The organism is Amycolatopsis sp. NPDC031561 (genome assembly GCF_055580625.1).
Genome location: NZ_JBVILA010000012.1, coordinates 121,219 through 132,639, shown reverse-complemented (window position 1 = coordinate 132,639; position 11,421 = coordinate 121,219). Strand labels below are relative to the sequence as shown.

General features: G+C 63.9%; 13 protein-coding genes. 9 read left to right on the top strand and 4 right to left on the bottom strand.

What is annotated here, in order from left to right; genetic code table 11:
* The 6 genes from ACZ5IK_RS23865 to ACZ5IK_RS23840 form a co-directional block, all read left to right on the top strand.
* The coding region (locus ACZ5IK_RS23865) for a tetratricopeptide repeat protein (RefSeq protein ID WP_465489671.1) at nt 1-773 on the top strand (773 nt) is incomplete at its 5' end.
* 322 nt (nt 774-1,095) lie between these two features.
* Nucleotides 1,096-3,078 carry a hypothetical protein gene (locus tag ACZ5IK_RS23860; RefSeq protein WP_465489670.1) on the top strand — a complete coding sequence of 661 codons (1,983 nt, stop codon included), beginning with the start codon at nt 1,096-1,098 and terminating at the stop codon, nt 3,076-3,078.
* Nucleotides 3,079-3,611: 533 nt separating this feature from the next.
* The gene (locus ACZ5IK_RS23855) at nt 3,612-4,592 is read left to right on the top strand and encodes a tyrosine-type recombinase/integrase (RefSeq protein WP_465489669.1); all 981 of its coding nucleotides are present in this window, start codon (nt 3,612-3,614) and stop codon (nt 4,590-4,592) included.
* Between the two features lie 87 nt (nt 4,593-4,679).
* Entirely contained in the window at nt 4,680-4,919 is a 240-nt protein-coding gene (locus ACZ5IK_RS23850; protein WP_465489668.1) for a hypothetical protein, read from the top strand.
* Between the two features lie 17 nt (nt 4,920-4,936).
* Nucleotides 4,937-5,386, top strand: a complete 450-nt coding sequence (locus tag ACZ5IK_RS23845; protein ID WP_465489667.1) for a hypothetical protein — start codon at nt 4,937-4,939, stop codon at nt 5,384-5,386.
* Between the two features lie 84 nt (nt 5,387-5,470).
* Complete coding sequence (locus tag ACZ5IK_RS23840; protein WP_465489666.1) at nt 5,471-5,980, top strand: hypothetical protein; 510 nt, start codon at nt 5,471-5,473, stop codon at nt 5,978-5,980.
* Nucleotides 5,981-6,627: 647 nt separating this feature from the next.
* On the opposite strand, the gene ACZ5IK_RS23835 is transcribed toward ACZ5IK_RS23840, so the two are convergent.
* A complete protein-coding gene (locus ACZ5IK_RS23835) occupies nt 6,628-6,978 on the bottom strand; it encodes a hypothetical protein (RefSeq protein ID WP_465489665.1) in 351 nt (116 codons plus the stop codon).
* A gap of 374 nt (nt 6,979-7,352) precedes the next feature.
* Between ACZ5IK_RS23835 and ACZ5IK_RS23830 the strand changes: the two genes are divergently transcribed.
* Nucleotides 7,353-7,976, top strand: a complete 624-nt coding sequence (locus ACZ5IK_RS23830) for a GNAT family N-acetyltransferase (protein WP_465489664.1) — start codon at nt 7,353-7,355, stop codon at nt 7,974-7,976.
* 158 nt (nt 7,977-8,134) lie between these two features.
* Nucleotides 8,135-8,335 carry a hypothetical protein gene (locus ACZ5IK_RS23825; protein ID WP_465489663.1) on the top strand — a complete coding sequence of 67 codons (201 nt, stop codon included), beginning with the start codon at nt 8,135-8,137 and terminating at the stop codon, nt 8,333-8,335.
* A 289-nt stretch (nt 8,336-8,624) separates the two neighbouring features.
* On the opposite strand, the gene ACZ5IK_RS23820 is transcribed toward ACZ5IK_RS23825, so the two are convergent.
* The 3 genes from ACZ5IK_RS23820 to ACZ5IK_RS23810 are packed head-to-tail and all read right to left on the bottom strand — an operon-like array spanning nt 8,625 to nt 9,440.
* A complete protein-coding gene (locus ACZ5IK_RS23820) occupies nt 8,625-8,987 on the bottom strand; it encodes a hypothetical protein (protein ID WP_465489662.1) in 363 nt (120 codons plus the stop codon).
* Nucleotides 8,984-9,175: a hypothetical protein gene (locus ACZ5IK_RS23815; RefSeq protein ID WP_465489661.1), complete on the bottom strand. Its 192-nt coding sequence runs from the start codon at nt 9,173-9,175 to the stop codon at nt 8,984-8,986. Before ACZ5IK_RS23815 ends, ACZ5IK_RS23820 begins: the two co-directional genes overlap by 4 nt.
* Nucleotides 9,156-9,440 (bottom strand): ribbon-helix-helix domain-containing protein, encoded by a 285-nt coding sequence (locus tag ACZ5IK_RS23810; RefSeq protein ID WP_465489660.1) that lies wholly within the window; start codon nt 9,438-9,440, stop codon nt 9,156-9,158. The genes ACZ5IK_RS23815 and ACZ5IK_RS23810 overlap by 20 nt, the downstream gene beginning before the upstream one ends.
* Between ACZ5IK_RS23810 and ACZ5IK_RS23805 the strand changes: the two genes are divergently transcribed.
* Nucleotides 9,418-10,587 carry a YwqG family protein gene (locus tag ACZ5IK_RS23805; RefSeq protein ID WP_465489659.1) on the top strand — a complete coding sequence of 390 codons (1,170 nt, stop codon included), beginning with the start codon at nt 9,418-9,420 and terminating at the stop codon, nt 10,585-10,587. The two genes, ACZ5IK_RS23810 and ACZ5IK_RS23805, sit on opposite strands and share 23 nt — an antisense overlap.
* The last annotated feature ends 834 nt before the right edge of the window (nt 10,588-11,421 follow it).

Genomic DNA, 11,421 nt, shown 5'->3' with positions numbered 1-11,421 from the left:
CCGGGCACGCCGGTGATCCGGCCATGGCCCGCGATTTGCTCCGCGACCTGCTCCCCGTGCAAGAGCGCATGGTCGGCCCTGAACACCCGGCCACCCTCACCACCCGCCACGAACTCGCTTACTGGACCGGGCACGCCGGTGATCCGGCCATGGCCCGCGATTTGCTCCGCGACCTGCTCCCCGTGCAAGAGCGCATGGTCGGCCCTGAACACCCGGCCACCCTGACGACCCGGCACGACCTCGCAAGCTGGACGGGGCACGCCGGCGATCCCGTCGCCGCGCGCGACCAGACAAGAGAACTCTTGCCCACAAGCGAACGAGCACTGGGCCCCGAGCACCCCGCGGTACTGGCCATCCGGAGCACGTTGGCCCGTCTTGCCGGCGAAACGGGCGACGCGGCCGCCGCCCATGACCTGTTCGCCGAGCTCCTGCCGATTCGGCAACGAGTGCTCGGTCTTGAACACCCCCGGACGTTGCTCGTGGAGAGTCACCTGGCCTACTGGACCGGCCAAGCAGGAAACCCGGCAGGCGCTCGCGATAGATTGGCCGTGCTTCTTCCCGTTCGTGCGCGAATCCTGGGCGCAGACCATCCGGTCACCCTGTCGACTCGGAACGATTTCGCCGGCTGGACCGGTCGTGCCGGGGATGCGGCAAGTGCTTGCGATCTCCTCGGCGAGCTCCTGCCGGTCCGCGAACGAGTGCTCGGCGTTGAACACCCTGATGCCGTGGCGACACGTGAGGCGCTTGCCTACTGGCGCGCCCAAGTGCCTTGAACGCCAACCAAACGGTAACCGGTTTCATGGACTTGAAAGCCACCTCATCGCCCGGTGGGTCCCCGTCCATCGCAGGCGTCCGAAGAACCCGATCAGCGGCATGAGAGTGCGTTCACGCAGAGCGATCGGATATGTAACGGTGCAGAAGTTCTAGGCGACTACTCACACGCCGAAGCTGAGGGTGAGCCCACAGGCATGATCGACGAACCATGACATGGGAACTCAAAGGCGTCATGCATCGCAGGGGCGGACGGATGCTGAACCGAGTAACCCACCTCGGAGGTGGCCGACTCCGAGGTACGAATCTAGTATAGTAAGAAGAATGACCACCGAACCTGCGCCACATCGACGTCTGAAGTTCTTTGGTCCAACGGACCTCGGAAACTATTTCCAGGCGGGACGCGCAGCTGAGGTTCTTGGTCGGTTCGACGCATCAGTCACGACGTACACTGCTTCTGACGTTCTCGAACTGTATAATTCCCGACTCTTCGTGGAGCACGGATACTTTCCTGCATCCTTTTCCGAGGAGCAGCGCGCGGCATTTAAGGCGCTCATTCCCGGATTGCATGAAGTCGAGTCCAGATTCTTTGACTCTCTGACCGACGAAACGCTGAGTTGTCGGACCGCAGGGGTCAGTCATGAGTATCACGCGGACTTGCTGGAACTCCTGTCACGACACAAGGTCTACAGCCGTTGCTCCGCCGCGACTGTGCTGGCAGCCCTAGGCAGCCTGAACGTCAGTACGGGCACGATGCTCTCGTGCGGAAGACTTGTGCGGGTTTACGATGAAGAGATACGTACGCGTATTGTTTCGAACGTGGCCAACGCTGAGCATGTGATTCGGCTACATCTCAGCGGTGATGGCCGCTCACAGATGTACTTGCCGCAGAGCTTGAAGAGTTCAGACAAGCGCGCACTGCTTGACGCGTACATAGATAGCAAGGAGGCGCATCCGAATCTTCTCGAGCTGGTCTCCGTCGCGCGCGTCAACGCAGCTGCTGGAATCGACGAGAAGATGAAGCTCAAAGCGAAGCGCAAGCATGAACGATGGACGAAGGAGTTCTTTGAGTCTAGCGGTGGCGGAATGGTGATCGGTTGCGAAGTTACTGTTACCAAGGGGCAAGATGAGCCTGTGGAGGCATCAAGGGACGGGCTCGTGACGAATTACTCCTACAGTCGCGAGTGGTTCGATGAGAACCTCGATTACCCTACGATCCTCAACAACTTTCTCTATGTGTTCGGGTTCGTAGATCGTCACATGCTGTTGACGCTGCCCTCGTATCAGGCGGAAGTCGGAGCGATTGAGCGCGTGATGGGAACCTTAGGAAAGGATGCTTATCCAGCAGGTTTCGCCTTTCGCCTTAAGGAGCAGAGTTCCTTCCTGCAGGTCTCCATGTATGAGCGACTTCTCAGACACAACGATGTTGAGCTTGAGTCGGTAATCGCGTGGTTCTTCGCGGACTACTTGAGAGATAGTTTTGGCGTGGCGAATCTACGGTTCGCGCCTTCAAGTAGGACTGCAACATACCTTGAGAAGAGTCGGCATCTGTTCGCCGAGATGGAAAGTATCGTCATGCAGTTCTCGCTCTACGTGGAGAATGGCGAGTTTGACCCTGAGCTGCTGGCGATGATGTCGACCCAGGTCAAGTACCGAGACGTGCCGAGCTGCTTGGTCGGCAAGTACGTCTATGCAGGCGAGAGTCCAAACATCCACAACCTCATGCACCTACTCTTCTCGGATCAGTCCGGCTTGGGGTACATAAATGAAGGCCTCAGGGCTGACAACGGTGCTCGACTACTCATCGAGCACGATGTTTTTTATGATGACTTCCATGAATACCAGAAGGATCAAGTCGACTACCTAATCGCGCACGGCGTGGCCGAGAACACTGGAGGCCATATCCGACTAGCAAGTGCCGACCAGTTTGTGGTGCTGCGCGATCTCTACGAATTGGAAGCGGCAAGTTACTACCATCACCGCAAAGGTGCGCGCGAAGCAATCGATGAGATGGTCACAAAGGGTTGGCTTGTGCAGGCCGAGTCGCTTTTGTCTAAGCCTGAAGCGAACTACTTCAACTACTGCCTCAATCATCAGGACTTCAGCGACGGCCTGAACCTGCGCAACAGGTACCTGCATGGCGCAATTCTTGACGTCGCGGATGAAGAGGAGCACTACCGTACCTACATCACCGCGCTCAAACTACTGGTTGCGCTTGTGATCAAGATAAACGATGATCTCTGGCTGCGCGAGAGTGAGGAGCTCGCTAACGGAACCGAGGCGACTCCGTCTGAGCAGGACTGTTAGCCTGGACTTTTCGCGTGGGTGACGGCCTGGCTTGAGACTGTGGTCGGTGGTTGTTGAGTGTCGGCCCACGGCGGCTGCCGTCCCGGACACACCGGCTTGACCGGGTGCGATATGCATACCCGCCTGCCATCGCAGCACTCGGTCGTCGGCGACGTCGAACCGCCGCGTGCCGCCAATGCGAACAGCACCGCCGCGACGGCCAACAGCACGCCAATCTGCCCACGCCCCGACCCGCTCCGCTCCGCTGAAACGTCGTTCAGGCAGGTGCCCACACCACCACCACGAGAACCCGCCGCCCGACAAAGCTCGAACCCACTCGTCGCAGCTGGACAGCTTCAGCGATCTTCAGCGCGCGGTCATCGGCATGAGCGGATGTTGCCGTTGGTCTGCGTGCCCGAACTGCGCACGAACCACGGCAGCGCCTCCGCCTCCGCAAGCAATCACGCGTGATCAACTTGACAAGTGCAGAGAAGGTGGCTGCGAGCTGTCGATGTCGAGTGGGATAAGCAACACCCGCTGAGGTACGCGACCTGGTGTTGTGGCTGAAGCAGGCGACCAAGCCACGCCGGGCACTGCGGACGGTGTCGGCAGCCACGGCGGGCACGATCAACCCGATCACCCGCAAGCGACACCTCGATGACCAGTACGAACCGCGCACCATCCGCCACTCCAATGCGGTGATCCGGGCGTTCTACGAGTACTGGATCGAGGACGTCCGCGAGGGCCCGCTGATCAACCCAGTCCAGCTCGAACGTCGTCACCGCGGCCGACGGCCGAACGCGCACCACAACCCGCTGGAGCCGTTCCGGCCGGAGGGAAAGATCCGGTACAACCCGAAGCTGCCGAAACGGCGGCCTCGGGAGATGTCCGATAACTGCTGGGAGGACGTGTTCGGCAGGCTGCGCTCGAACCGGGACCGGGCGCTGCAGTCGATGGACGTCAGCTGCGCGGCTCGCGCGTCCGAGCTGCTTGGTGTCCGCGGGGTCGACCTGGATTGGGGCGACCAGCTCGTGCGGGTGGTCCGCAAGGGCACCGAAGCTGAGCAGTGGTTGCCGGCCAGCGCGGAGTCGTTCGTCTGGCTGCGCCTCTACCTGGCCGACCTCGGCGAGCCGCTCGACCCCAACGATCTGATCTGGTGGACTCTTCGTCGCCGCGACCACGGCGACGGTCTGCGGCGGCAGCCGATGAACTACGAGGCCCTGCGCGCGGTCTGGCGTCGGGTCAACGCGCTGCTCGGCACGAACTGGACGATGCACGACCAACGACACACCGCCTCGTTGCGCATGGCTCGCGACAAGGACCTCTCGATGCGGGACGTGCAGGTCATCCTCGGCCACGCCCATCTAGCCACCACCGCCGACGTCTACACCGTCGAGGACGAAGCACAGGTCATCCGCCGAGTTCAGCGACATCTGGCTGAGCGCGAACACCGCGCCCAGCAACCACCGGCGCCGGTCGCGGTCGGCTACGACGCCGAGGACCTGGGCGTCCTGTTTGGAGGGAAGCTGTCATGACGATCTCCCGGACCGAGACGCTGGAAGCGCGGAGAAGCTTGTGTGAGATGCTCGCTCCTGCGACCGGATCCCGCGCAACGCGCCAGGTTGGAAGAGATCCGCGACAACCTTGAAGCCCGCATCATCGAAGCAAAGCGCGAAGGTTGGCTCGGCGAAGTCGAGGGCCTGCAGGTCAGCTACAGCGGCGTCAAGGACAAGCTCACCCAGATCGAAGCCACTCCAGCGGCGGGCCAGTCCGACCAACCTCGGCATGCCCAGCTTCGCCCAGCTCGCTGGGAGGATGACCTCACCGGCCACACCGAGCTGGGAGGTGGCAGGAGGGATTAGCCTGGGAGAATCAGACCGTGGCCAGCAATGAGATCCAGTTCGACTGCCGGCGTCGCGACGATCTTGGCGTGCTCGAGGTCGTGCCGCGCGTCGATGGCACGCCGCTCACCAACCTGATTGACGAGTTCGAGACTGACGCTGGGATGCAGCTGGCGGGCGACGCCTACGGCGGCCTCGTCCCGCAGTACTTCCGGTTCGGTCCGATGGAGGACCACTTCCACGGACGGTCGACCGACTTGAAGGGGCCGAAGACACCCTTGCTCGGGTGCGAGTGCGGCGAGTGGGGCTGCTGGCCGCTCATGGCCCAGATCACCACGACAGACGACTTGGTGATCTGGGACGCCTTCGAGCAACCCCACAGTCCAGCGCGCGACTACACCGCGTTTGGACCATTCCAGTTCGACCGCCTCCACTACGACGACGCTGTGGGGGAACTGAGCATGGCAGTCAACGCTGACGAAACGTGAGCACAAACCCGTCCGGCAGATCCAGAAGATCAGAAACTAGAGACGCAGTTGACGGACAGATTCGAGACGGAAAGCCTGGCGCTCATGCCCGGCCAGAAGGTCCAGGCCAAGATCCTTAGCCACCAGCCATGGGGGCTGCTCGTCGAGATTGCTGGGCACGAGGACATCGGTCTGTCGGCCTCCATCGACATGATCGAGCAGTTCTCCCGAGTCACGAGCAGCCATGACGAGCTACTCGCGCGCTTTCCACCGATCGGCTCGCAGATTGATGCGGTGATCGAGCAGATCCATCGCTGGCATCCCCCGGTGTCAGTGCGTCTCAGCATCCGCCCTGCCGATCTGGAATCGTTGGCCTGGCCCTGCGACTTCTGCGGTGAACAGGCCACGGTAAGTCCAGGCGGCGATGCCCTCGTCCTCGACGCGCGCAGCAACGACGGTCCAGGAAGCCACAGTGTCATCGCCCACCGGCACTGCCTAGCCGAGCGGATCCGCCCAGAGAACGCCGGAGAGCGCGCACGAGCACTCAAGCTCGGGAAGACCTCACGATGGCCCCCAGTGTCGCATCTTGCCCGCCCTAAGCTGATCAACTCGTAGTTCAGAGAAGCCTGCATCCGCTGCCCGAGCCTCCGCCTCGACCCGCGCAGCCGACCGCGGCTGGTCGAGATCATCGCCAACCTGTGGGACCGAGTTCAGGAAGCGAAACTCAGCGGCTGGCTGGGCGAGATCGAGGGCTTGAACGTCAGCTTGGAAGCAGCCAGCCGCAAGCTGGTCAGCCTGGACCGGATGCGCGACCGGCAACCCGCCGGCCCGGTCAACCTCGGCATACCGGTCATCACCACCTGATCGCCGGGCCCGCTACGACCGGCCGGCCCTGGCTGCGAAGGCGAGCATCGCCACCTTCACCTCAGTACCACGTATACGGCCGTGCTGCGGTACCAATTTCCGGTTCCGCGGCCTTGCCTAATCTCAGGCCCCATGGACCAGAAGTCACTCCAGTCATCCTCACGACGCTGGATGCAAGCCGCCTTCGAAGTGTTCGGCCGCAGCGAGTCCCTCGACTTCGCTGTCCATCATGCCGGCGTCGGTCTGGAGCACCTGCTGAAGGCATACCTCTGCTCGCTGGGTGGGTACGCCAGGGGTCAGTCCGCGTTTCGCGGACTGACCCCTGCTTGCTTCTAGCCAGCAGGAAGCACTATCTCGGCGAGGTGGTGGCGACCTCGGCGGAGGTGCCTGGCACCAGTTCAAAACAAGGCAAGCTGGGCCTCGGGATGTCGGCGCTGCTCGATACCGCCACAGCGAACGCAGGTCACCGGGTCGGTGGTCGCCTGCAGACCGCGAGGATCCCAACCGTTCAGGCCGGCACCGCAGACGGGGAGCCAGTCGCCGGTGACCAAGTGGATCGTGCCGGACGGGGCGCGGCCGCGGGCACCAGTGTGCGAGGCCGCCCAGGACTGCGGAGTGTCCGGTTCATCGGGTTCGGCGCCAGGGCGGTGGTGGGTCAGCCGGCGCCGGAACGGCCCCAGCGGTTCCCGCGCGGTCTCGCGCGTGAACGGGAGCGCGAACAGCGTCGACGGTTCCTCGGACACGACCATGATCTCCACGGTCGCAGCCCTGACCGGCGGGAACCATCGGCCGTGCGGGCGAATCCCGACCGTCAGGCGGTTGCGTTCTCGGCCGGAGCGGCACCTGGCTCGGCGGCCGCAGGCTCGTCGATGGGCGCCGTACCCACGCCGGGGTCGGGCCAGTAGTTGTCGTGAGCGGCCTGAAGCGTGGTGAGGCACTGCGGGCACAGCACACCACCGGGCCCCGCGTCGCGGTTATGGCATTTCGAACACTTCCTGGCTCCCGATTTCGTCTCCACACCGCGACTCTAGGCCATTAGAGTCATACGTGTGTTCGACACGATTCCGCCTGAGGATGTGCCGATGCGGCCGTCGCGGTCGGCGTCGGCGAGCACGCGCTGCCCGTGGGGCTGCGAGTTGTCCGTGGCCGGGGTGGTGGCGGGCTTCTCGCACTGGTACGGCACGTCGTCGTTCGTCTGCACCGCCTCCGGGCCGCGGGCGGCCCGGAGGCGGGGGAGTGGATCACGATCAACCCGTCGACGTCGGCGCAGAAGCGCCCGGACGAGGTCGACGGGCTGAAGATCGCGCTTGTGGTCGTGGCCCCGGACGTCCCGACCGGGGTGGGTCAGATTCAGCTGATGCACCAGGGCGAGGTCCACGGCTATATCGAGCTCGCCCTGTGCGGAACGTGCAAACGGGCGGTCGTGCAGCACCTCGAGGTCGCCGAGTCCCGCCGGCGTCGCGGTGTCGGGCGCGTCCTCGTCGCGGCGGCCCGCGCCCGCTGCGAGGGCTTCACGATCACCACCGCTCCACTCGCCACGGACCCGGTGTGTACGAGATTTTGGGCGCAGGTAGGACTTCTGGGGTCACCGAGTCCGCGACCGTGTCGGCATGAGGTCGATGCCGGGGTCTCTGGTGAGGGCTGGGAGACCGACGCACACCTCGCGAACCTCGGTCGTCCCGTCGACCGCGACCCGATCAGCCAGCATGCGATCCGACGACTTTTCGGCGATTCACCGACCCGTTGACGTGGCCCCGACGTCGACGAAAGCCCAGAAGTGGGTGGTTTGACGTGGCTCCGACCTCGATGAAGCCCTGATTTGGTGATTATGTGGAACGACCCGAAAAGAGTAAGGGTTCTCGTTCTCCTTCGTACCGCCGTTCCTGGTGAAGGGATCCGAGACTCATGTGGCCCTGGTTTTTCGGTGCATACTCCGTGTTCGTCGCCGCGCTGGTCGGCTACGCCGCTCACCTGTCGTTGTCCCGGCCAGATGAACGACAGCGCGCGGACGCGTTCCTGGTACTCAAGCTGATCTGGCGGCCCGCGCTCGGTGCCGGCGGCCTTCTCGTGGTGACCCTGCGGCTTCACGACTACGGGCTGATCTGAGCATGGACGCGGCGTCGACGGGATGACACGACGGTTCAGCAGTCGGTGGGATGATCGACATCGTCGTGGGTGGCCCGGTACAGCTGCAAGAGCCGGGTCTCCCCGGCAGTGTCGAGCAGCAGGGTGACCATCGAGTCGGCCGGTGGGAGTCCCTCGGCGTTGAGCGCGGCAGCGATCTTCTCCAGCCCTGCCCGGGGGATCGCGGAGACAGCCAGGCCTCGGACGAGCTCGGAGTAGGCCCAGGACTCCCGAAGCTACGGCCAGGTGCAAAGTAGAGCATTGTAGCTGCTCAGGTGCGGCCTGATCGGCGGCGCTCGTCACGTTCGATGGTGCGGTCGATGATGAGCTCGAAACGATGTCGCGGGGTGAAGCCAGGCGCGCTGGCGACCTCTTCGTCGATCTCGTAGAGCAGATCCCCTTTCCAGTTCGTCGCGATGACGCGGACGTAGGGGTGTTCGGCCTTCCACGTGTCGGCCGCGTGCAGGACGTCGGCTTCGTCGGTGCCCTCGAACGTGAGCACCTGAATGAGGTCGTCTTCGTGGGTTTCACTCGTGTGTACGGGCCCGTGGTTGTTCTTCAGCCGCGGAGCGTCCGGGTCGTGGGGACGCCGCTGGCCCAGCTGTACGACCCTCCTGGATTCGTCGTCGTTCACGCTGGTGTTCCTTCCGTGTTTCGCTGCTCAGTGGCTGGGGTGCGGTGGATGACGCGGTGGATGGTGGAGTGGCCGACGCTGTATTCCTCGGCGAGGTCGGCCAGGGAGACTTCCCCGGCGGCGCGGCGGCGGATGGAGCGCTGCGCGGACTCGGGCAGCTTGGGCTGTTCAGCCTCCTTCTGGTTCAACGATGTCGTCGTTGCCTGCTGCCTTCGCGAGGTGCCGGCGCAGCGCGTCGGTCACGAGACCCGACAGCGACTGCCCGGTGTCGACCGCGTGGTGCTTGAGCTGGCGAATCAAGTCCGTCGACAGATACACGTTGAACTGCTTGACGTCCTTACCAGTGCTAAGACGCCAGGGAGTCCTGGGCGTTTCTCGTTCCGCCAGGGCCGTGTTGAATGTGCTCAAGTAGCGATCTGGGGAGGTTTTCATGACGTTCACGACGCCGGACAAGCCGGTCGACCTCGCGGTGCTGTTCCCGGAACTGGCCGGGCTGGCGCGGACCGCGGTGCGGTTACACCCGTGGCAGGGCGAGGTGACACCGCAGGAGTCCTCGCTCGGCGGGCCCTTGTTGTGGCCGGCGGACGAACCGTGGCCGGTGTGCACCGTCGATCACGACGATCCACGTCCGCTGGCCAGCGCCGAAGGCCGGGAAGTGCAGCGGCGCCGGGACGAGCTCGGCGAGCGGCTGAACGAACTCGCGCGCGCGGGTGAGCACGCCGCGGTCGGTCCGCTCTATCCGGAGTTCCAGGCGCTCGAGGCCGAGATCCGCGAGTTCCGGCGCGCGGAATACGCCGAGAACCCGGCCATGGCGCTGCCCATGGTAGCCATCGCGCAGTTCTACGCGCGCGATCTTCCGGAGCTGCCGTTTCCCGAGGGAACCGATGTGTGCCAGGTGCTGTGGTGCCCGATCGACCACGAGCCCCACTACGCCCCGAGGCCCGAGGTCCACTGGCGGACGGCGGCGACCGTGTCCGAGGTCGCCACCGCACCCGAGCCGAACAGCGAACTCAGCGATGACTGCTACCTGCCCGCCCCCTGCCGGATCACCCCGGACCGGGTGAGGGAGTTCCCCGAGTTGGCCGATCTGTCTTCCGACGAGCTGCGCGAGCGGATCGAGAAGTGGGAAAAGGATCAGGACTGGGGCTACAACGAGAACCTGTCGGCCGCGCCGGGCACGAAGATCGGCGGCTGGATCTCCTGGATTCAGGACCCCGTCTGGCCGGAATGCGCCCAGGGACACCAGATGGCGCACCTGCTCACCGTGGCCACCGCCGAATCCGGCAGCAGGTCGTGGAAGACCTGGCTTCCGGTGGAAGCGCTGGCCTGGACCAAGTTCGAGAAGCGGGTGCGGTTCGCGCTGGCCGACGGCCGCACCACCAGCACCTCGATCGGGGTGGACGAGCAGTTCGATCCCACGACGTTCACCATGCTGGGCCAGTCCGTGGTGCCCGAGTCGGTCGAGGAGGAGATCATCCCCGTCCCTGACAACGAGCCGGGCAGGCTGGACCTGATGCTCGGTGACTGTGGCGACGTGTACCTCTTCGTCTGTCCCACCTGCCCGGACCGGCCCGTCGCGGTCGAGTTCCAATGCGGCTGAGTGCCTGTTCTGATTCCCGTTTTCTGTTGTGAAGCAACGGGTTTAGTGGCGTCTGGGCGTGTTCGGGCTGGCGGCGGCCACAGTGTGTTCATGACGAACCCACGGCGCATGGGCCCTGGCAGAGTGCGTTGGCGGTGATCTGTCGGGATTGTCAGTGCTCGATGCGATGATCCGCGCGCCCGAGACTCGCTTGGGCTGGGTGGGTACCCGGCTGGGTGGCGGTGCTGACACCAGCGCCGCCCCCAGCGCTCGAAGCGCTGGGCCCTTTGCGTCGCTGTCCCGCTGTGTTGGGTTCGCGACCATTCTTGATCCAAGTTTGGTGATCAGCGGCCCTCACACCGGTGGTCGAACAAGCGCCACCCACGGCGCAGGCTGTGTATGGCGAGGCTGAACCAGCCGGCGAGGTCGCCAATCGTCTGTCCGTTGGCCACGCCGGTCGAGAGCTCGTCTCTGCGGGTGGCCACCTGGTGAACGTCGCAGTTTCCGGCTGCACGAGCATTAAGCAGCTCGCGTATCTGTCGTTCGATCCAATCCCGGCGTTTCGCAACACGCCGTTCTTGGTTTTTCGGAAATCGCATTCAGTGGCGTGGTGAAGAAGCTTTGCGTACATCGGCTGAAAATGCCAGGTTGGGCCGGTGTGCGGCCATTCAGGTGACGGATCAAGGTCTCCGTTTACAGCTAACACAGTGATTAGTAGGGTCGACATCGGCCAATCAAGGGGGATTTGACGGTCATCAACTGGGGAAGCGAAAGCCTTTCGCGAGGCTGACGAGAAAGCGGCTTGGTCCTGCGTTCTGGGCGAAGTCATATTCCGTGTTGCCTATCCGTATGCCG

Coding starts and splice junctions, on each gene's coding strand:
- ACZ5IK_RS23860 (WP_465489670.1), top strand. CDS start 1,096: ATGACCACCGAACCTGCGCCACATCGACGTCTGAAGTTCTTTGGTCCA.
- ACZ5IK_RS23840 (WP_465489666.1), top strand. CDS start 5,471: ATGCCCGGCCAGAAGGTCCAGGCCAAGATCCTTAGCCACCAGCCATGG.
- ACZ5IK_RS23835 (WP_465489665.1), bottom strand. CDS start 6,978: ATGGTCGTGTCCGAGGAACCGTCGACGCTGTTCGCGCTCCCGTTCACG.
- ACZ5IK_RS23825 (WP_465489663.1), top strand. CDS start 8,135: ATGTGGCCCTGGTTTTTCGGTGCATACTCCGTGTTCGTCGCCGCGCTG.
- ACZ5IK_RS23805 (WP_465489659.1), top strand. CDS start 9,418: ATGACGTTCACGACGCCGGACAAGCCGGTCGACCTCGCGGTGCTGTTC.